This is a genomic window from Nocardioides epinepheli (genome assembly GCF_037936805.1).
In the GTDB taxonomy this organism is placed as follows: Bacteria; Actinomycetota; Actinomycetes; order Propionibacteriales; family Nocardioidaceae; genus Nocardioides.
In genome coordinates this window covers 200,012-220,002 of sequence record NZ_JBBMMC010000008.1, presented here as the reverse complement: position 1 = coordinate 220,002, position 19,991 = coordinate 200,012, and the positions used below count along the sequence as shown (strand labels likewise).

Annotated in this window: 15 protein-coding genes; 10 read left to right on the top strand and 5 right to left on the bottom strand. The window is 71.1% G+C overall.

Annotation, left to right across the window (positions count from 1 at the left end):
- Positions 1 to 15 precede the first annotated feature (15 nt).
- Complete coding sequence (locus WMR31_RS13095; protein WP_340539283.1) at positions 16 to 2,214, top strand: MMPL family transporter; 2,199 nt, start codon at positions 16 to 18, stop codon at positions 2,212 to 2,214.
- A gap of 7 nt (positions 2,215 to 2,221) precedes the next feature.
- On the opposite strand, the gene WMR31_RS13090 is transcribed toward WMR31_RS13095, so the two are convergent.
- The 4 genes from WMR31_RS13090 to glgX form a co-directional block, all read right to left on the bottom strand.
- Entirely contained in the window at positions 2,222 to 3,790 is a 1,569-nt protein-coding gene (locus WMR31_RS13090; protein WP_340539282.1) for a sulfatase-like hydrolase/transferase, read from the bottom strand.
- 89 nt (positions 3,791 to 3,879) lie between these two features.
- Positions 3,880 to 5,649 carry a malto-oligosyltrehalose trehalohydrolase gene (gene treZ / locus WMR31_RS13085; protein WP_340539281.1) on the bottom strand — a complete coding sequence of 590 codons (1,770 nt, stop codon included), beginning with the start codon at positions 5,647 to 5,649 and terminating at the stop codon, positions 3,880 to 3,882.
- Positions 5,646 to 7,865, bottom strand: a complete 2,220-nt coding sequence (treY, locus tag WMR31_RS13080) for a malto-oligosyltrehalose synthase (protein WP_340539280.1) — start codon at positions 7,863 to 7,865, stop codon at positions 5,646 to 5,648. Before treY ends, treZ begins: the two co-directional genes overlap by 4 nt.
- 1 nt (position 7,866) lies before the next feature.
- Complete coding sequence (gene glgX, locus WMR31_RS13075; RefSeq protein WP_340539279.1) at positions 7,867 to 10,119, bottom strand: glycogen debranching protein GlgX; 2,253 nt, start codon at positions 10,117 to 10,119, stop codon at positions 7,867 to 7,869.
- A gap of 96 nt (positions 10,120 to 10,215) precedes the next feature.
- Here glgX and WMR31_RS13070 point away from each other — a divergent pair, with 96 nt between their 5' ends.
- The 7 genes from WMR31_RS13070 to WMR31_RS13040 all read left to right on the top strand — a co-directional run bounded on the left by WMR31_RS13070 (position 10,216) and on the right by WMR31_RS13040 (position 17,565).
- Positions 10,216 to 12,144, top strand: coding sequence for a protein kinase domain-containing protein (locus WMR31_RS13070; RefSeq protein WP_340539278.1), 1,929 nt, complete (start codon positions 10,216 to 10,218; stop codon positions 12,142 to 12,144).
- A 65-nt stretch (positions 12,145 to 12,209) separates the two neighbouring features.
- A complete protein-coding gene (locus WMR31_RS13065; protein WP_340539277.1) occupies positions 12,210 to 13,364 on the top strand; it encodes an acyl-CoA dehydrogenase family protein in 1,155 nt (384 codons plus the stop codon).
- Positions 13,361 to 14,110: a hypothetical protein gene (locus WMR31_RS13060; protein ID WP_340539276.1), complete on the top strand. Its 750-nt coding sequence runs from the start codon at positions 13,361 to 13,363 to the stop codon at positions 14,108 to 14,110. The genes WMR31_RS13065 and WMR31_RS13060 overlap by 4 nt, the downstream gene beginning before the upstream one ends.
- Positions 14,110 to 14,673: an RNA 2',3'-cyclic phosphodiesterase gene (gene thpR, locus WMR31_RS13055; RefSeq protein ID WP_340539275.1), complete on the top strand. Its 564-nt coding sequence runs from the start codon at positions 14,110 to 14,112 to the stop codon at positions 14,671 to 14,673. Before WMR31_RS13060 ends, thpR begins: the two co-directional genes overlap by 1 nt.
- A gap of 47 nt (positions 14,674 to 14,720) precedes the next feature.
- Positions 14,721 to 15,857, top strand: a complete 1,137-nt coding sequence (locus WMR31_RS13050) for an NAD(P) transhydrogenase subunit alpha (RefSeq protein WP_340539274.1) — start codon at positions 14,721 to 14,723, stop codon at positions 15,855 to 15,857.
- On the top strand, positions 15,854 to 16,177 hold the full coding sequence (locus WMR31_RS13045) for an NAD(P) transhydrogenase subunit alpha part 2 (protein ID WP_340539273.1): 324 nt from the start codon (positions 15,854 to 15,856) through the stop codon (positions 16,175 to 16,177). The genes WMR31_RS13050 and WMR31_RS13045 overlap by 4 nt, the downstream gene beginning before the upstream one ends.
- Positions 16,177 to 17,565 (top strand): NAD(P)(+) transhydrogenase (Re/Si-specific) subunit beta, encoded by a 1,389-nt coding sequence (locus WMR31_RS13040; protein ID WP_340539272.1) that lies wholly within the window; start codon positions 16,177 to 16,179, stop codon positions 17,563 to 17,565. Before WMR31_RS13045 ends, WMR31_RS13040 begins: the two co-directional genes overlap by 1 nt.
- Positions 17,566 to 18,221: 656 nt before the next feature.
- Here WMR31_RS13040 and upp read toward each other — a convergent pair.
- The gene (upp, locus tag WMR31_RS13035) at positions 18,222 to 18,863 is read right to left on the bottom strand and encodes a uracil phosphoribosyltransferase (protein WP_340539271.1); all 642 of its coding nucleotides are present in this window, start codon (positions 18,861 to 18,863) and stop codon (positions 18,222 to 18,224) included.
- A 94-nt stretch (positions 18,864 to 18,957) separates the two neighbouring features.
- Between upp and WMR31_RS13030 the strand changes: the two genes are divergently transcribed.
- Both WMR31_RS13030 and WMR31_RS13025 read left to right on the top strand, forming a co-directional pair.
- Positions 18,958 to 19,443 (top strand): tRNA adenosine deaminase-associated protein, encoded by a 486-nt coding sequence (locus WMR31_RS13030; protein WP_340539270.1) that lies wholly within the window; start codon positions 18,958 to 18,960, stop codon positions 19,441 to 19,443.
- A gap of 69 nt (positions 19,444 to 19,512) precedes the next feature.
- Positions 19,513 to 19,944 carry a nucleoside deaminase gene (locus WMR31_RS13025; RefSeq protein ID WP_340539320.1) on the top strand — a complete coding sequence of 144 codons (432 nt, stop codon included), beginning with the start codon at positions 19,513 to 19,515 and terminating at the stop codon, positions 19,942 to 19,944.
- Positions 19,945 to 19,991 lie beyond the last annotated feature (47 nt).

The following is a 19,991-nucleotide window of genomic DNA, read 5'->3' as shown; positions in this document are numbered from 1 at the left end:
CGAAGGGATCTCCGCATGATCGACCGCTGGGCCGCACTGGTGGCCAGGCGAGCCCGCCTGGTGCTCGTCGTCGGCATCCTGCTCACTCTCGGCGCGGCCGGGTACGGCGTGGGAGTCTTCGACTCGCTCAGTCAGGGTGGCTTCGACGACAAGGACTCCGAGTCCGCCCGAGCCCTCGAGCTGGAGCACGACACCTTCGGCAACCGCGGCGTCGACGTCGTGGTGATCTTCTCCGCCGAGTCCGGCGACGACCTGACGGCGAACGAGCCGGCCTTCCGCGACGCCGTCGCCGAGGTCGTCGACTCGCTCCCGGCCGACCAGGTCGCCGACGTCGTCCCGTACTTCGCCGTCCCGGAGGCGCCCGGCATGGTGAGCGCCGACGGTCGCAGCGCCCAGGTGCTCGTCTCGCTCGCGGGGGAGACCCAGGACGACTACCTCGACCACTACCAGGACATCGAACCGCTGCTGACGGCGCCGGAGGGCAGCCGCCTGCAGGTCGACGTCGCCGGCCCGTTCGCGGTCTTCAGCGACGTCAGCGAGATCACCGCTCACGATCTGAAGCGCGCCGAGATCCTCTCGATGCCGATCGTGATCCTGCTCGCCTTCCTGATCTTCGGCAGCCTGGTCGCCGCCTCGATGCCCGCGGTGGTCGGCCTCGTCGCCCTGTTCGGCGGACTCGCGATCATGCGGGTCATCACCCTGTTCACCGACGTGTCGATCTTCGCGATCAACGTGGTCTCCCTCATCGGGATCGGCATGGCGATCGACTACGCGCTGTTCGTGATCAGCCGCTTCCGCGAGGAGCTGGCGAAGCTCCCCGACGACGACCCCGACGCCGCGCGCACCGCCATCCGGCGCACCATGCCGACCGCCGGGCGGACCGTGCTCTTCTCGGGGCTCACGGTGGCCGCGGCGATGGCGAGCCTGCTGGTCTTCCCGCAGGCCTTCCTGCGCAGCATGGCCTATGGCGGGGTGGCCGCGGTGCTCGTGGCGATGCTCGCCTCGCTCACCGTGCTGCCGGCCGCCCTGGTGCTGCTCGGACGCCGGGTCGACGCCGGTCGGCTGCCCTGGCGGCGCGGCCGGCCCGTCGCGACCACCGACGCGCACGGCCGCTGGGCCGCCCTCGCCCGAGCGGTGATGCGACGTCCGGTGCTGGTGATCGTCGCCATCGTGGCGGTGCTGCTGTTCATCGCCTCGCCGTTCCTCGGCGTGAAGTGGGGAAGCGTCGACTACCGGGTGCTGCCCGCCGACGCGCCCTCCCATGAGGCGGCCGCGCTGCTCAACGAGAAGTTCGGCGCGGAGACCTCGACCGCGACCGTGGTGCTCGACCAGACCGCCCCGGAGGATCTCGGTCCCTACTTCGGCGCCGTGGCCGAGCTCGACGACGTGACCGCCGTGGCGCCGATCGCCACCGAGGGGTCGCGCACGCTCCTGCGCGTCACCTGGGAGGGCAACAGCCAGTCCGAGCGGTCCCAGGACGTCGTCGAGGCGATCCGCGCGATCGACCCGGGGAGCGGCCGGGCGCTCGTCGGCGGCCAGAGCGCCGCCACCGTCGACCTGGTCGACTCGATCGGGGCGCACCTTCCGTGGATGGCGCTGATCGTGGTGGTCGTGATGCTGGTGCTGCTCTTCCTGGCATTCGGATCGCTGGTGCTGCCGGTCAAGGCGGTGCTGATGAACCTGCTGTCGATCTCGGCATCCTTCGGTGTGGTCACGTGGATCTTCAGCGACGGCCATCTCTCGGGGCTCCTCGGCTTCGAACCGCCCGGCTACCTCGACGCGACCAACCCGATCCTCATGCTCGCGGTGCTGTTCGGCCTGTCGATGGACTACGAGGTCTTCCTGCTCTCGCGAGTGCGCGAGCAGTGGGACCGCACCCACGACAACGACCTCGCCGTCGCCACCGGCGTCCAGAAGACCGGCCGCATCATCACCAGCGCCGCCCTGCTGCTCGCGGTGGTGATCGGTGCGTTCGGGACCAGCGGCATCGTGTTCATGAAGATGCTCGGGATCGGCATGCTGGTCGCGCTGCTCATCGACGCGACCATCGTCCGCGCCATGCTGGTGCCGGCGACGATGAAGCTGCTGGGCAGGTGGAACTGGTGGGCGCCCGCTCCGATGCGGCGCTGGTGGGAGCGCTACGGCTTCCGGGAGGAGGCCGGCGACGCCGCCGCTCCGGGTGCGGAGTCCGACGCTCTCGCGACGCCCCGCTGAGCCTGGCTCACGGACAGGGATTCGGACTGCCGAGCTCGACGGTGCCGGCACAGGTGCGCCCCTCGCGGAGCCGGGCGCGGAACCAGGCCAGGGTGGCGGCGTCCGGACGTCGCGCGCGGTTGCCCGGCCAGAGCAGGTTCTCCTCGTAGGCGGGATCCCGGTAGAACTCGCTGCGCAGCACCGACCCGTCGCGGCGGTAGTACTCCAGGTAGCTGCTCCGGCCGGAGCGGTACATCGCCCACGTCGGCACGGTGCCGGGGTGGAAGCCGGACTCCTTCAGCGCGATGTCGGACTTCTCGTTCTGCAGCTCGAAGTAGGTGCCCGTACGCCGTTCCTCCGACAGCAGCGAGTGGCCGTCGAGCACGTGGTTCGGCGTGACGTCGAGTAGGTCGTACAGCGTGGGCGCGAGATCGATCAGGCCGACCGGGCGGTCGTCGACGACGCCGGAGCCGAACGCCGAGGGCAGCCAGGCGAGCATCGGGACGTCCATGGAGGCCGGGTAGGGGTCTCCCTTGGTCTCCCAGTTGTTCTCGCCGAGGTGGTAGCCGTTGTCGCTGACGAAGAAGATCGCGGTGTTCTCCAGCTCGCCGAGCTCGCGCAGCAGGTCGAAGGTCTTGCCCATCTCGTCGTCGACGTCGTACATCGTGCGGGTGCGTGCCTCGTAGAGGCGCTCGTAGAAGCGCCGGGGCCGCAGCTGGTTCTGGAAGATCGGGAGCTTGTCGCGGGTGTCGGCCTCGGTGCGCCATCGAAATGGCGGGACCGCACGATTCCGGTTGGCCTCGGTCGGCAGCGGGTCGCGCTGGACGACGGTGCGCGCGGAGTTGTCGGTGTGCGGGGCCTTGAAGGCGGCGTAGGCGTAGAACGGGCGGTCGCTGTCGGCGTTCGCGGCGATGAAGTCGCGCAGGAACATGCCGGTACGCGTGGTCGCGTTGATGTGGCCGGGCTCGATCCGCGGCTCGCCGGCGGTGTCGTCCCACAGGGGATAGTCGTAGTACTTCATCCCCGCCCAGAAGTCGGAGCTGACGAAGCCGCTGTCCTGCTCCCCGGCCTCGAAGGGCCAGGGGCTCAAGCCGTTGAAGTACTTGCCGGTGCCGTAGGTGTCCCAGCCCGCGGCGCGGAGCTGGTACTGGATCGTGTCCTCGACCTGGAGCTTGGGAGCGTCGATCTGCCGGGTCACGCCGCTGTTGTGCCCCATCTGGCCGGTCTGGAGCACCGCGCGCGACGGGCAGCACGCGGGGCTGGTGACCGTGGCGTTCTCGAAACAGCGTCCCTGGTCGCGCAGCTGGGCGCTGATCTCCGGGAGGAACTCAGGCATCTCGGCGCAGGAGATGTCGGCGGCGTCGTCGACGACGACCATGACGACGTTGAGATCGGAGTCCGGCAGTGGAGAGGTCTGACCGTCGGCCGTGCCCGGGGTCGCCGGCGTCATCGGGAACCCGGGGGCTGGGGCACCAGAGCCCTCGGTGCGCGAGGTGGGGGGCTGCGTCCGGTCGGGCGTCGCCGGGGCGCCGGCGCACGCCGTCACGGTCGCCGTGATGGTCGCCGCCAGGACGCCGACAAGGAGCTTCGACTTCACCAGGGCACTGCATCCGATCCGGTCCAGAGGGGCGCGGCCAGGATACGGACCGGTCCCTCCCGCCGGGCTAGCTGGGCTATCCGGACTCGCTACCGCAGCAGCGCGCCGGCGTGGGCGGGGAGGACGAGCACGTCCCGCTCGACCTCCGCGCCCGAGACGGTGGCGAAGAGCACCTCGCGCTGCTCGACCTCGCACCGCGCCGGCTCGTCGCCGAAGTTGACGGCGATCAGCACGCCGCCGCGGTGCACCAGCAGGACCCGGGTGTCCTCGTCGACGGCGCAGCGGTTCTCCGTGAAGGAGGGGTCGGTGAGCTCGGGCAGCAGTCGGCGCAGCTCGGCGAGCCGCTGGTAGCCGGCGAGCAGGCGCGCGCCCCGGCCGTCGTCGGCCTCGGACCAGTCGAGCTTTGAGCGCTCGAACGTCGCGGGCTCCTGGGGGTCGGGCACGAGCGCCGGGTCCCAGCCCATCCGCTCGAACTCCGCGATCCGGCCCTGCGCGGTGGCGATGCCCAGCTCCGGCTCGGGATGGGAGGTGAAGAACTGGAACGGGGTCGAGGCGCCCCACTCCTCGCCTTGGAAGAGCATCGGGGTGAACGGCCCGGCGAGGGTGAGCAGGGCCGCGCAGCCGAGCTGGTCCTCGTCGAGGCTCGCGGTGATCCGGTCGCCGATCGCGCGGTTGCCGATCTGGTCGTGGTTCTGGCTGCACACCACCAGCCGCCAGGTGGGCATCGCGGCCACGTCGATCGGGACGCCGTGGTCGCGGTCCCGGAAGGAGCTGAACGTGCCGTCGTGGAAGAAGCCGCGTTCGATCACCTTCGCCAGGGCGCTGAGCGGAGCGAAGTCGGCGTAGTAGCCGACCGTCTCCCCGGTCAGTGCGACATGGACGGCGTGATGGAAGTCATCGCTCCACTGGGCATCCAGTCCGTAGCCGCCCGCCTCCCGCGGGGTGATGAGCCGGGGGTCGTTCAGGTCGGACTCGGCGATGAGTGTCAACGGCCGCCGCTGGTGCGCCGACAGGGCCGCGACCTCGATGGCCATCTCCTCGAGCAGGTGCAGCTCCGACTCGTCACGCAGCGCGTGCACGGCGTCGAGCCGCAGCGCGTCGACGTGGTAGTCGTCGAGCCACATCCGGACGTTGTCGAGGATCAGGCGGCGCACCTCGGCCGACTCCGCGCCGTCGAGGTTGACCAGGTCCCCCCACGTGTTGCGGCCCTCGGTGAGATAGGGGCCGAACTGCGGCAGGTAGTTGCCCGACGGGCCGAGGTGGTTGTAGACGACGTCCTGGATCACGCCCAGGCCGGCGGCGTGGCAGCCGTCGACGAAGCGCTGATAGGCGTCCGGGCCGCCGTAGGTCTCGTCGACCGCGAACCAGCCGACGCCGTCGTAGCCCCAGTTGTGGGTGCCGTTGAAGGAGTTGACGGGCATCAGCTCGACGAAGTCGACGCCGATCGAGCGCAGGTGGTCGAGCCGGCCGAGCGCGGCGTCCAGGGTGCCCTCGGGCGTGAACGTGCCCAGGTGCAGCTCATAGATCACCGCGCCGGCCAGCTGGCGACCGGTCCAGGTGTCGTCGCTCCACGAGAAGTCCTCGGGGCGGTGGGTTCGCGAGCGCTGGTGGACGCCCGCCGGCTGGCGCCGCGAGCGCGGATCGGGCAGCGGCGCGTCCGAGTCGTCGATGAGATAGCCGTAGTCGAGGTCTCCCTCCGCCGGGTCGGGTGTGGGCTCGGACGGGGTCCACCACCCGCCGTCCGTGTGCTGCATCTCCACGATGGCATCGCCCACCGACAGTCGTAGCCGCGCGGCGCGAGGCGCCCAGACGTCGAAGGGGCCGCGGCGGGTGTGAGCGGGAGTGGGCACGACGCTCATCGGGGGTCCTCCTCGCGGGTCAGCAGGGCGACCGGGTGGGTGTCGAGCAGCTCGGAGAGCCGACCCGCGCTCTCGCGGCCGGTGAGTACGTCGCGCCAGCGGCCCGGCGGCAGCCGGAGCTCGGTGTCGCCCCAGCCGCCGCGGCCGGCGAGCCCCACCGGGAGTCGGGTGGCGACGGTGATCGCACCGCCGCGATCGAACGCGACGACGTGCGCGGCCGCCTCGCCGCTCACGGGCACGGGCGTGTAGCCGGTGAAGAGCTCGGGCCGGTCGCGTCGCAGCCGGAGCGCGGCCGCGGTCAGGTCGAGCTTCGCCCGGGCGGGATGCGTGCGCGCGGGCTCGGCGAGCAGATCCGCCCGCAGGTCGAAGTCGACCGGTCTGCGGTTGTCGGGGTCGACCAGCGACTGCTCCCACAACTCGGAGCCCTGGTAGACGTCGGGCACTCCGGGCACGGTCAGCGCGAGCGCCTTCGCGGCCAGCGCGTTCGACCAGCCGGCCTGCGTGACCCGGTCCAGCACCTCCTCGAGCACCGTGCGCACGGCCGGATCGTCGAAGGCGGCGTCGACCGCGGCGTGCACGGTGGTCTCGAAGTCGGCATCCGGCGCGGTCCACGTGGTGTGGTCGCCGGCTTCGCGCATGGCCTTCTCGGCGTAGCCGTGCAGCCGGGCCCGCAGATCGGGATCCTGCGGGACCCAGGCGCCGAGGACGGCCTGCCACAGCAGCGCGGCGAACGCCTCCGACGGGATCGGCGCGGCCGCCTGGAGCCGGGCCAGCGCGTCGGTCCAGACCTCGGGCATCTCGGCCAGCACGCCGATCCGCGCCCGGACGTCCTCGCCCCGCTTGGTGTCGTGGGTGGACAGGGCCGTCATGGCCTGGGGCCGGGTGGACTGTCGGTGGGCCATGGCACGGTGGAAGTCGTCGACGCTCAGCGAGAAGTGCGCAGGATCCCCGCCCACCTCGTTCAACGAGGTGAGCCGGTTGTAGCGGTAGAAGGCGCAGTCCTCCACGCCCTTGGCCATCACGGCGCCGGTGGTCTGCTCGAACCGGATCGCCGCCGGTTGGCCGGCGTCGGTGAGCACCGGCTCGACGGCGTCCAGTGCCGGCCCGAGGTCGGGTCGCAGACTCCGGGCTCGCGCGAAGGCGGCCTCGACGTGCTCGCGGCCCTCAGGCAGGTAGGAGCGATAGACGGGGAAGCACGCAGCCAGCTCGGCGACGGCGTCGACGAGCGTCTCGCCGGGAAGGTCCAGCGGCGGCAGCTCGCGGACGACGCGGCGGACCTCGGAGCCGAGGATGCCGTCGGCGACGGCCCGCTTGGTGTCGTGGACGAGCGCCTCGTAGTCGAGGTCGGAGCCCGGAAGGGCATGCTCGGCCGCGGGATCGGTGAGCACCCGATCGATCAGGCCGAGCGCGTCGTAGCCGGTCGTGCCCGCCGTCGCCCAGGAGGCGGGCAGCTCCTCGCCCGGCTCGAGGATCTTCTCCACGAGCACGTAGGAGTCCCCGGTGAGTCGAGCCAGGTCGTCGAGATAGCCGCGTGGGTCGCGCAGACCGTCGGGATGGTCGACCCGCAGGCCGTCGACCAGGCCTTCGGCGAACCAGCGGCCGATCTCGGCGTGGGTCTCCTCGAAGACCCACGGCACCTCGACGCGGACGCCGGCGAGCGTGGTGACGGCGAAGAAGCGGCGCCAGTTGAGGTCGTGGTCGGCCTCGCGCCACGACACCAGCTCGAAGCCGTCGCCCGGCGGGTAGGCGTGATCGTGGTAGCGGACGCCGTCGGCGTCGCGCTGGATGGAGCCGGCGTCGTCGTCGCCGACCACCGGCACCCGCACCCGGTCCCCGCCGAAGGCCCAGTCGACGTCGAACGCCTCGGCGTAGCGCGAGGCCCGGCCGTGGTCGAGGAGGTCCCACCACCACGCGTTCTCGCGGGGCGTCGCCACGCCGACGTGGTTGGGCACGATGTCGACCAGGACGCCGAGGCCGAGTCGCCGCGCCTCGGCGACGAACGCCTCGAAGCCCTCCCGCCCTCCGCGGGCCGGGTCGATGCGGTCGTGGGCGATCACGTCGTAGCCGTGGTCGGAGCCCGGCTCGGCCTCCAGCAGCGGCGAGAGGTAGACCCAGTCGACGCCGAGGTCGTGCAGGTACGGGAGGCGGCGTGCGGCCTCGTGGAGGTCGAAGGAGGACCGGATCTGCAGCCGGTAGGTGTTGGTGGGCGCTCGCACGTCAGACCCTGCCCTGGCCGCCGGTCGAGGCGACCGAGGCCGCCACGGACGCCGCCACCGAGTGGTCCGGCTCGACCTTGGGCTCGCGGTGCTCGCGCAGCACCACCAGGCTGCTCGACTCCATGGTGAACGCCGAGCCGGCCGGCATCGTGTCGGCGTCGTCGGCGGAGCCGCCGGTGTTGATCACGACGTCCCACGCCTCGGCGTACTCGGCGGGGGGAAGGGTCACCTCGGCCGGGCCGTCGGCGTTGAAGTAGAGCAGGAAGTGCTCGTCGGTGATCGCTGCGCCACGGACGTCCTGGCCGGCGATGCCGTCGCCGTTGAGGTACATGCCGATGGCCTGGCTGCCGGGCCCGTCCCCTGTGGCCGTCCAGTCCTCGTCGGCCATCGGGCGTCCTTCGAGGTGCAGCCAAACGATGTCGTTGAGCCGGTCGGCGCCCGGCTCGCCGGTGCGGACGGTGGTGCCGGTGAAGAAGCGCTTGCGGCGGAAGGTCGGGTGGGAGCGACGCAGCGCGATGACCGCCGCGGTGAACTCCATCAGCGGCTTGTCGACGTCGACCCAGTCCATCCAGGCGATCTCGGAGTCCTGGGCGTAGGTGTTGTTGTTGCCGCCTTGGGTCCGGCCGAACTCGTCGCCGTGCAGCAGCATCGGCACGCCTTGGCTGAGCAGCAGGGTGGCGATCAGGTTGCGCTGCGCGCGGGCGCGCTGGGCCAGGATCTCGGGATCGTCGGTGGGGCCCTCGACGCCGTGGTTGTAGGAGCGGTTGTGGCTCTCACCGTCGCGGCCGTCCTCGCCGTTGGCCTCGTTGTGCTTCTCGTTGTAGGAGACGAGGTCGCGCATGGTGAAGCCGTCGTGGGCGGTGACGAAGTTGATGCTCGCGACCGGACGGCGTCCGGAGTGCTCGTAGAGGTCGGAGGACCCGGCGACCCGCGAGGCGAACTCGCCCAGCGCCGGCTCGCCGCGCCAGAAGTCGCGGACGACGTCGCGGTAGGCGCCGTTCCACTCGGTCCACTGGGGCGGGAAGCCGCCGACCTGGTAGCCGCCGGGGCCGATGTCCCACGGCTCAGCGATCAGCTTCACCTGGGAGACGATCGGGTCCTGCTGCACGAGCTCGAAGAACGTCGCGAGCCGGTCGACCTCGTAGAACTCGCGGGCCAGCGTGGAGGCGAGATCGAACCGGAAGCCGTCGACGTGCATCTCGGTGACCCAGTAGCGCAGCGAGTCCATGATCAGCTGCAGGGCGTGTGGGTTGCCGACGTTCAGGGAGTTCCCGGTGCCGGTGTAGTCCATGTAGTACTTCTGGTCGTCGGCGACGGTGCGGTAGTAGGCCTGGTTGTCGATGCCGCGCATGCTCAGCGTGGGGCCGAGGTGGTTGCCCTCGGCGGTGTGGTTGTAGACGACGTCGAGGATCACCTCGATGCCGGCGGCGTGCATGGCCTTCACCATGGCCTTGAACTCCTGGACCTGCTGGCCGAGCTGGCCGGGCTGTCCGGGCACGCCGCTGGCGGCGTAGCCGGCGTGCGGGGCGAGGAATGCCAGGGTGTTGTAGCCCCAGTAGTTGCGCAGACCCTTCTCGAGCAGGGTGCTGTCCTGAATGAACTGGTGGACCGGCATCAGCTCGATTGCGGTGACACCGAGGCGGGTGAGGTGGTCGGTGATCGCCGGGTGCGCGAGGCCCGCGTAGGTGCCGCGTAGCTCCTCGGGCACCTCCGGGTGCTGCTGGGTCATCCCCTTGACGTGGGCCTCGTAGATGATCGTCTCGTTGTAGGGGATCGCGAGGCGGCGGTCGCCCTCCCAGTCGAAGTAGGGGTTGATCACGACGCCGTGGGTCATGTGCGCCGCGGAGTCGTCGTCGTTGCGGGAGTCCTCGTCGCCGAAGTGGTAGCCGAACAGGCTCTCGTCCCAGTCGATCTCGCCGGCGGTCGCCTTGGCGTAGGGGTCGAGGAGGAGCTTGTTGGGGTTGCAGCGCAGCCCGGAGGCGGGGTCGTAGGGGCCGTGGACCCGGTAGCCGTAGCGCTGACCCGGCTGCACGGTGGGGAGGTAGCAGTGCCACACGAACGCGTCGACCTCGGTGAGCGGGACCCGCGATTCCACGCCGTCGGCGTCGAAGAGACACAGCTCCACCTGATCGGCTACCTCGCTGAACAGGGCGAAGTTTGTGCCCGTGCCGTCGAAGGTCGCGCCCAGGGGATAGGGGTTGCCGGGCCAGACCGGCCCGTCGAAGGCGGCAGCGGTGGTCGATTCCAGGGTCACTCGGGGATCCTCCCAGTTGTTTGGAACGATCCAATCACATCGTGGTCTACGTCATGGATCCTGCGGGTCCTGCCATCCGTCAGGTAGAACATGCACGTGACCCCTCAATTTCCCTCCGCCGGCGCCGACATCGGGCGCTTCCGAGTCGTCTCCCAGCTCGGGGCGGGTGGCATGGGCGTGGTCTACGAGGCGCTCGAGGTCAACCTGGACCGCAAGGTGGCGCTGAAGATCATCTCGCCCCAGCTGGCCGGCGACCCCGACTTCCGCGACCGGTTCACCAGCGAGGCCCGAGCGCTCGCCTCGCTGGACTCGCCGAACGTCGTCCAGGTCTACGCGCACGGCGAGGAGGACGGCTACCTCTACATCGCCACTCAGCTGGTCCCCGACGGCGACCTCGGTCAGATGCTCACCAAGTGGGGCGCCGCGCCGCTCGGCAAGGCGCTCGAGCTGATCGAGCAGGTCGCCAGCGGGCTCCACGACGCACACTCCGCCGGATTCGTGCACCGCGACATCAAGCCCGGGAACGTGTTGGTGCGACGCCGCGGAGTCGACACGGTGCAGGCCTACCTCGGCGACTTCGGCATCGCCCGCCGGGTCGACGCCGCCGTCACCCGGGTGGGCGGCGTCGCGGCCGGCACGCCGTCGTACATGGCCCCCGAGCTGCACGCCGGCGGCCAGGCCGGTATCGCCACCGACATCTACTCCCTCGGCTGTCTGCTGTGGGTCACGCTCACCGGGAAGCCGCCGTTCGGCGGCAACACCGAGTACGAGATCGCCGGCGGCCACATCAACAAGCCGGTGCCGCAGCTGCCGGTCACCTCGCCGCTCACCGAGGCGGTGAACCGGGTCCTCCGGGTCTCGATGGCCAAGGAGCCCGGACACCGCTACCGGTCGGCGCAGGCGCTGCGCGAGGACCTGCGCGACTGTCTCCAGATGACCCACGACCCGGCCTACCACCAGCTCACCAGCGCGTTGATCGCCGCGGCCGGCGGCTCTGCGGCAGCCGGGCACTCCGCACCGTCGGGCCCGTCGGGGCCCTCGGCACCGTCTCGTCCCCCCGGCGCGTCCGGCCCATCGAACCCCTCGGCCGGGTCCGGCTCGTCGGTCCCGCGTTCGTTCGCCGCGACCGCTGCGGGGTCGGGCCCTTCGGGGCCTCCTCCTGGATCCTCGAGCGCCCAGTACGCATCGGGCTCGGGCGCGCAGTCCGGACGCCGTGCGGCCGACAAGCCCTCGCGCCGCGGACTCTGGGTCGTCCTGGCCGCGGCCGCGGTGGCGATCGTGATCGGGGGCGTCGCCGCACTCGTGGCCGGCATGGGCGGCGGAGACGGCGGCAATGGCGGCAATGCCGGCAATGGCGGTAACGGCGGCAACTCCGGTGGCGGCCGCTCGGCGGAGGGGCAGGCGTTCCTCGACTCCGACGCGCCCACGATCCTGCAGGCGGCCAAGGACGACATGGCTGCGCTGCAGTCGACCCACCTGTCGGGCAAGGTCGACCAGGACGGCCAGGAGACCGCCGCCGACCTCACGATCACCGCATCCGGCGACTGCGACGGCGAGATGCGCGTCGGCGAAGGCACCGCCAAGATCCGGCGCCTCGACGGCACCACCTGGCTCAAGCCCGACCGAGGCTTTCTGGAGGCGAGCAACACCGACGGGTCGATCGACGTCGACACCTTCATCAAACTGGTCGGGGATCGGTGGCTCCAGGCCGACTCCAGCCAGTCGGCCGACTTCGAGGACATCTGCAACATCACCTCGCTGCTCGAGGGCAGCGGCACCGACAACTCCGACACCGCGGTCAAGGGCGACGTCTCCGAGATCGACGGCGAGGAGGTCGTCAAGATCACCAACGGCACCGGCAGCGACGAGGTGACCGCCTACGTCCGCGTCGAGGCGCCGCACTACGTCGTCAAGCTCGAGAGCACCAGCGACCAGGGCGACTTCACCTTCGGCAAGTTCGACGAGCCCTTCGAGGTGACCGCGCCGCCCGAGGACGAGGTGCTCGACTTCAACTCCGTCGGCTGATCGGCGGCTGATCGCTGACTGTGCGGCCCGCGCCGGCAACGGCCGGGAGTCAGTAGGATCGCGGCATGAAGCGTGCGATCTACGGTGAGGACCACGAGGCGTTTCGCGCTTCGGTCAAGGAGTTCCTCGACCGTTCGGTGATCCCCCAGGTCGAGGAGTACGCCAGCAGCAAGGGGCTACCGCGACAGTTCTGGCTCGACGCCGGCGCGCAGGGTTTCCTCGGCCTGGAGATCCCCGACCAGTACGGGGGCTCAGCCGACCTCGCCGAGGGCGACTACCGCTTCAACGCGGTGCTCATCGAGGAGCTGTCGAAGGTCACCGCCGCGCTCGCCTCGTGCGTGAGCATCCACACCGACATCGTCTCCCCCTACCTCGTGGAGCTGACCACCGAGGAGCAGCGCAAGCGCTGGCTTCCCGGTGCCGCGTCCGGCGAGATCCTCACCGCCATCGGCATGACCGAGCCCGGTGGCGGGTCCGACCTCGCCGCGTTGAAGTCGACGGCGGTCCGCGACGGCGACCAGTGGGTCCTCAACGGCTCGAAGACGTTCATCACCAACGGCTACTCCGCCGACCTCATCATCACCGCCGTGCGCACCGCGCCGGAGAAGAAGGCCAAGGGCATCACGCTGTTCGCGGTGCCCTCGGACGCCGAGGGGTTCAGTCGCGGGCGCAAGCTCGACAAGGTCGGACAGGACGAGTCCGACACCGCCGAACTGAACTTCGCCGACGTCCGGCTCACCGACGACGACATCGTCGGGGAGCTCGACCAGGGCTTCGTCCACATGATGCAGAACCTCCCCCAAGAGCGGCTCGCCTGCGCGATCTCGAACGTCGCCCACGCCCGGCAGATCCTTGCCGAGACGATCGTCTACGCGAAGGAGCGCACGGCGTTCGGCGCCGGCATCGGCACGTTCCAGCACAACAAGTTCCTCCTCGCCGAGCTCGTCACGCAACTCGACGTCACCCAGGCCTATGTCGACCAGTGCGTCCTCGCCCACTCCGCAGGTGACCTCACTCCGGTCGACGCCGCCAAGGCGAAGTGGTGGACCTCGCAGGTGCAGAACGAGGTCCTCGACCACTGTGTCCAGCTCCACGGCGGCTACGGGTTCATGAACGAGTACCGGGTCGCGCGCGCCTGGCGCGACGCCCGGGTCACCAAGATCTGGGCCGGGTCCAACGAGATCATGAAGGAGCTCATCGGGCGCGATCTGGGGCTGTGAGCGCCGTCCCCGCCCCGCTGTCGGTCCGGCCGCTCGTCGCCGACGACGTCGACTGGGTGCTCGACCTGACCCGCGCGCGACGCGAGGCGCTTGCCCCGCACGCGCCTCGGTTCTGGAATCCGGCGCCCGACGCCGCCGCCCGGCACCGCGCGTTCCTGGCCCACCTCGTCGAGGATCCCGCCACCCTCACCCTGCGCACCGACCACGGCTTCGCGATCGCCATGCCGGGGGAGCGCCGTCGCCTGGTCGACGACATGGTCGTGGCGCCCGAGGCGTGGTCGACCGAGGGCGAGGCACTGCTGCGCGCCGTCCTCGACGACGGCCGGCCGGTGCGTCTGGTCGCACCTGCGCACGAGCCCGAGCGCCGCGCCGCAGCGGAGTCGCTGGGCATGGCTCTCGTCGAGGTGTGGTGGCACCGGGACCTCCCGGTGGCGCAGGTGCGCGGCGAGAGCGAACGGATCCAGCTCACCACCGACGGTGCGGCGGGCCGCCTGGTTCCGGCGCCCCCGGTCTACGACCCCGGCGGGCCGGTGCTGCTCGTCACCGACGTCGCGACTGCGCCCGCTCTCGCCGCGATCGAGGCCGAGGCCGCGGGACGCGGCGCGACCGTCTCGGTGGTCACCCAGGCGCCCGAGGACCTGGTGCGCGAGGCGCTGCTGGTCGGGGCGGGGCACCGCGTCACGACGTACTTCCTCGAGGGCGCGGTCGACACCGCGGGGCAGGGCTTGGGGCGGGGCGCGCGCTGATGCGGATGTTCGTGGCGCTGGTGCCGCCCGACGATGTCGTGGAAGACCTCGACGAGTTCCTCGACCCGCGCCGGGAGCACGCGTCGTTCCGGTGGACCGCGCCCGAGCAGGTACATCTCACCCTCGCGTTCCTGCCCGCAGTCCCGGACCGCGCGCTCGACGACCTGACCGAACGGCTGGCTATCGCGGCGTCGCGCCGCGCGCCGTTCGCGGCGCAGATCGCCGGCGGGGGCGCCTTCCCCGACCCTTCCCGCGCGAAGGTGCTGTGGGCAGGGCTCCGCGCCGACGCGGCCTCCCTGGCCGAGCTCGAGCGGCTCGCCGTCGGTGCGCGTCACGCCGCCAACGCGTCCGGGGTGGAGGTCGACGGCGGTCGCTTCCGTCCGCACCTCACCGTGGCCCGTCTCGGTCGGCCCGAGGAGGTCACCCGCTGGATCCGGGTGCTCGACTCCTACTCCGGCCCCGCCTGGAGCGTCGACCGGATCTCGCTGATCGCCTCGCACCTGGGCGAGGGTCCACGGCGCCGCCCGCGCTACGAGGTCGTGGAGGAGTTCGCGCTCGGCTGAGGCCCGGGTCACACGCTGGGGGCGCGCGGTGGCCTAGGTTGGCCGTCGTGAGGATCGCAGTCGCGCGGGAGAGCGCCGAAGGTGAGACCCGGGTGGCGATGGTGCCCGAACTGGTCGGAAAGCTGACCGCGCTCGGCTACGAGGTCGTCGTCGAGCCCGGAGCGGGAGACGGCGCGCTCCTCGCCGACGACGAGTACGCCGCGGCGGGTGCGCTGATCTACGAGGCGGCGATCGAGTCGGCCGACCTGGTCGTATCCGTGCAGCCGTTGGATCGAGCCGCCGTGCGACGACTGCGGCGCGGCGCGACCACGATCTCGTTCCTGCCGGTGAGCGGGGCCGCGGCCGATCTCGGACTGATCGCCGACCTGCGCGACCTCGGCATCACCAGCCTCGCCATGGAGCTGATCCCACGCATCTCGCGCGCCCAGTCGATGGACGCACTCAGCTCGCAGAGCCTGGTCAGCGGCTACCGCTGCGCGATCGTGGCGGCCGGCCTGCTGCGCCGGTTCTTCCCGCTCAACATGACCGCGGCGGGCACCGTACAGCCGGCCAACGTGGTGGTGCTCGGGGCCGGGGTCGCCGGACTCCAGACGATCGCGACCGCCAAGCGGCTCGGCGCCGTCGTCCGTGCCTACGACGTGCGTGCGGCCGCCGCGGAGGAGATCCGCTCGATGGGAGCCAAGGCGATCGAGCTCGACCTCGAGACGTTGGAGGGAGCCGGCGGCTACGCGCGCGAGATGACCGAGGAGCGGGCGGCGCGGCAGCGCGAGCTGTTGACGCCCTACGTCGCCGCCGCCGACGCACTCATCACCACCGCGGCCGTGCCCGGTCGCACCGCCCCGTTGCTGGTCACCTCGGTCATGGTCGAGCAGATGGGCCCCGGGGCCGTGGTCGTCGACCTCGCCGCCGACTCCGGCGGCAACGTGGAGGGCTCGGTGGCCGGCACGATCACCCGTGTCGGCAACGCCCAGATCTGGGGCGGGAAGAACGTGCCCTCGCAGATGCCTGGCCCGGCCTCGAAGCTCTACGCCCAGAACGTCGTCAACCTGGTCGCCCTGCTCACCCGCGACGGCGAGCTCAACCCCGACTTCGACGACGAGATCGTCGCCGGCGCGTGCGTGACCCGCGACGGCGTCATCGCGCACGAACCCACCCGGACCGCTCTGGAAGGGGGCGCGTCATGAGCAACGACGTGACCTGGCTGACCTACTTCGTCCTCAGCGTGTTCGTGGGGATCGAGGTGATCTCCAAGGTCTCCTCGACCCTGCACACGCCGCTGATGTCGGGCGCCAACGCGATCCACGGGATCATCCTGCTCGGCGCGATCCTGGTGGCCGGTGACGCCGAGGGCTTCGCGCTGGTGATCGCGCTGGTCGCGGTGGTGCTCGCCGCGGTCAACATGGTCGGCGGCTTCGTCGTGACAGACCGGATGCTGCAGATGTTCAACCGCAAGCCCGGACGCAAGCAGGTCGCGCCGTCCGCACGCGAGGACGGGGCCGCCTGATGCCGACCTGGGCCGAGGTCGTCTTCCTGCTCTGCGCCGTCGGGTTCATCCTGGCGCTCAAGGGCCTCTCCGGGCCGAAGACCGCCCGCGTCGGCAACCTGATCGGCGCCGGCGCCGCGGTGGTCGCCTGCATCGTCCCGTTCTTCTACGCCGACCTCGACAACATCGCCCTGATCCTGGTCGCGATCGCGGTCGGGTCGGTGGTGGGAGCGGTCGGCGCCCAGCGGGTGCAGATGACCCAGATGCCGCAGATGGTCGCGCTGTTCAACGGCGTCGGCGGCGGCGCGGCCGCGCTGGTCGCGCTCCTCGAGCTCGAGCACTTCGTCGCCGCCGACGACGCCGGCCTCGACGTCCCGGTGGCCTACCTGGTGGCGACGGCGTTCACGATCCTGGTCGGTGCGGTGTCGTTCTCGGGCTCGGTGATCACCTTCGCCAAGCTGCAGGAGCTGATGACCTCGCGGCCGGTGGTCTTCCCCGGTCTGCCGATCGTGTTCGGCGCCGGCATCCTCGGCGCGCTCGTCCTCGCCGGGCTGGTGGTCGGCTCGCCGACGATGTGGGCCGGGATCGTGCTCGCGCTGGTCGGTCTGGCGCTCGGCGTCCTGCTCGTGCTGCCGGTCGGTGGCGCCGACGTCCCGATCGTCATCTCGCTGCTCAACGCCTTCACCGGACTCACCGTGGCCGCCGGTGGCTACGTACTGCAGAACACCGTCCTGCTCGTCGCCGGCACCCTGGTCGGCGCCTCCGGTACCTTCCTCACCCTGCTCATGGCCGGCGCGATGGGCCGCTCGGTGGCCAACATCCTGTTCGGCGCGCTGCGCGGAGGCTCCACCCTCGGCGCCGGCGAGGCCTCCGACCGACCGGTGCGCAGCGCCGGTCCCGAGGACATCGCGATCCTGCTGGGCTACGCCGACAAGGTCATCATCGTGCCCGGGTACGGCCTGGCCGTCGCCCAGGCGCAGCACACGCTGCGCGAGCTGGTCGAGGTCCTCCAGGAGCGCGGCACCGAGGTCGACTACGCGATCCACCCGGTCGCCGGCCGGATGCCCGGGCACATGAACGTCCTGCTCGCCGAGGCGCAGGTGCCCTACGAGCAGCTCAAGGAGATGGACGACATCAACGGCGAGTTCAAGCAGACCGATGTCGTCCTGGTCGTCGGCGCCAACGACGTCGTCAACCCCGCCGCTCGCACCACCCCCAGCGCCCCGATCTACGGTATGCCGATCCTCGACGTCGACGACGCCAAGCAGGTCATCTTCCTCAAGCGGTCGATGCGCCCGGGTTTTGCCGGCATCGAGAACGAGCTCCTCTTCGAGCCCACCACGACCCTGCTGTTCGGCGACGCCAAGGACTCCCTGAGCAAGCTGCTCGCCGCCGTCAAGGCGCTCTGAGTCGGTCCGGGTTCGGCTGAACGCCCGGGGACCGACCCGTTCGGCGCAATTGCGCGGATTGGTGCAGTGGGTGGTCGGGTGAGTGACCCGTTCGGCGCAATTGCGCGGATTGGTGCAGTGGGTGGTCGGGTGAGTGACCCGTTCGGCGCAATTGCGCGGGATGGTGCAGTGGGTGGTCGGGTGAGTGACCCGTTCGGCGCAATTGCGCGGGATGGTGCAGTGGGTGGTCGGGTGAGTGACCCGTTCGGCGCAATTGCGCGGGATGGTGCAGTGGGTGGTCGGGTGAGTGACCCGTTCGGCGCAATTGCGCGGGATGGTGCAGTGGGTGGTCGGGTGAGTGACCCGTTCGGCGCAATTGCGCGGATTGGTGCAGTGGGTGGTCGGGAGACCGACCCGTTCGGCGCAATCGCGCTGAATAGTGCGACAACGACCATTCAGCGGCGACCGCTACAGCACCAGGCCTCGATGTCGCCCGCGCCGCGTGATGCGCCCGCGCGCCCGCGCCGCGTGATGCGCCCGTGGCGCTGTGCATCACCCGGCCGAGGCCACCGACACCGCTGCTGCCACAACGCCGAGGACCACGTCGTGTCTCTTCTGGACCGCGGTCGGGCCCGGTCGGGTCCAGCTCCGATCGAGCAGTTCCACCGGCGAGACGATCAGCCTGCGACGCCGTAGAGGCGGTCGCCGGCGTCGCCGAGGCCGGGCACGATGTAGCCCTTGTCGTTGAGGCGCTCGTCCAGCGCCGCGGTCACGACGGTGACCGGCACGTCGAGGCCGGCCAGCTCGCGCTCGAGGTTGGCACAGCCCTCGGGAGCGGCGAGCAGGCAGATGCAGGTGATGTGGTCGGCGCCGCGGTCGGTGAGGAAGCGGATCGCCGCCGCGAGGGTTCCGCCCGTGGCGAGCATCGGGTCGAGCACGTAGCACTGACGGCCGGACAGGTCGTCGGGGAGCCGCTCGGCGTACGTGGAGGCCTCGAGGGTCTCCTCGTTGCGCACCATCCCCAGGAACCCCACCTCCGCGGTGGGCAGCAGCCGCATCATCCCGTCGAGCATGCCGAGACCGGCGCGCAGGATCGGGACGACCAGCGGCTTCGGGGAGGCGAGGGTGACCCCGGTCATCGGAGCCACCGGCGTCACGATGTCGTCGGGGACCACTCGCACGTCGCGGGTGGCCTCGTAGGCGAGCAGCGTGACCAGCTCGTCGGCCAGATGCCGGAAGGTCGGGGTGTCGGTGCGCTCGTCGCGAAGCACGGTGAGCTTGTGGGCCACGAGAGGGTGATCGACGACGTGGGTGCGCATGCGGTGAGCCTAGTGGCCGACACACTCGCGCCGGTCGCCCAGGCTTCACCGGAAAAGGGTTGACCCGACTCGGAGGCGGCGCGACTCTGGATCCATGGCCGAGTTGCTCGACGAGGTCGACTTCGCGCTGGCCGCCTACCACGAGGACGGCCGCTGGGTGCTGCGCGAGCTGGCCCGCGACCTGCCGGCCGACGTCGAGGTGCTGGCCGAGGCGCTCGCCCGCTTCCCCGCCGACGGCGGCGCGGTCGGGTTGATCGCGATCGACGACGACTACCTGATGATCCTGCGGGTCGTCGACGGCGGGACCCGGGTGCTGCTCTCCGACATCACCGCCGCCGACGAGTGGGATCTGGCCGAGACGGCAGTGGAGTTCCTCCGGCTGCCCCTGCCCGACGACGACGCCGAGCCCCTGCCCGCCGGCGACCTCGACCTGCTCGCCGACCTCGGTCTCGACGCCGTAGAGCTCGAGGAGATGCTCGAGGACCCCGACCTGTACCCCGACGAGTTCCTCTCCGACGTCGCGCGGCACCTCGGCTTCGGCGCGCTCTTCGACGACGTCGTCGGACTCGCGCCCGCCTGATCTGCCCCGCGCGCCATGCCGGCGAGGCGGCATGATGGGCCGGTGAGCACCCACCGGTGGGACCCGGCCATGCGCGCGGCCCTGGCCGAGGCGCGCAAGGCGCCGACCACCGGGGACGTGCCGATCGGTGCCGTGGTGCTCGGCCCGGACGAGGCCGTGATCGCGCGCGCACACAACGTCCGCGAGGCGAACGACGATCCGGTCGGACATGCCGAGGTGGTCGCCCTGAGGGCGGCGGCACAGGCGGTCGGGGAGTGGCGGCTCACCGGCTGCACCCTGGTGGCGACGCTGGAGCCCTGCACCATGTGTGCCGGCGCGGCAGTCCTCTCTCGCGTCGACCGAGTCGTCTTCGGCGCCTTCGACGACAAGGCCGGCGCCGTCGGCTCCCTGTGGGACGTCGTCCGCGACCGCCGGCTCAACCACCGGCCCGAGGTGGTCGCGGGGGTGCTCGCCGAGGAGTCCTCGGCGCTGCTCGCCGAGTTCTTCGCCGGGCACCGCTGACCTTCCGAACCGACCGCCGATGAGTCCGCGGTGCGCGCCGGGTCGGC

What these genes read in the sequence shown, in the direction of transcription:
- WMR31_RS13040 (WP_340539272.1), top strand. Translation starts at nt 16,177, where the DNA reads ATGCCGACCTGGGCCGAGGTCGTCTTCCTGCTCTGCGCCGTCGGGTTC.
- WMR31_RS13030 (WP_340539270.1), top strand. Translation starts at nt 18,958, where the DNA reads ATGGCCGAGTTGCTCGACGAGGTCGACTTCGCGCTGGCCGCCTACCAC.
- WMR31_RS13095 (WP_340539283.1), top strand. Translation starts at nt 16, where the DNA reads ATGATCGACCGCTGGGCCGCACTGGTGGCCAGGCGAGCCCGCCTGGTG.
- upp (WP_340539271.1), bottom strand. Translation starts at nt 18,863, where the DNA reads ATGCGCACCCACGTCGTCGATCACCCTCTCGTGGCCCACAAGCTCACC.
- WMR31_RS13045 (WP_340539273.1), top strand. Translation starts at nt 15,854, where the DNA reads ATGAGCAACGACGTGACCTGGCTGACCTACTTCGTCCTCAGCGTGTTC.
- WMR31_RS13025 (WP_340539320.1), top strand. Translation starts at nt 19,513, where the DNA reads ATGCGCGCGGCCCTGGCCGAGGCGCGCAAGGCGCCGACCACCGGGGAC.
- treZ (WP_340539281.1), bottom strand. Translation starts at nt 5,649, where the DNA reads ATGAGCGTCGTGCCCACTCCCGCTCACACCCGCCGCGGCCCCTTCGAC.
- WMR31_RS13065 (WP_340539277.1), top strand. Translation starts at nt 12,210, where the DNA reads ATGAAGCGTGCGATCTACGGTGAGGACCACGAGGCGTTTCGCGCTTCG.
- thpR (WP_340539275.1), top strand. Translation starts at nt 14,110, where the DNA reads ATGCGGATGTTCGTGGCGCTGGTGCCGCCCGACGATGTCGTGGAAGAC.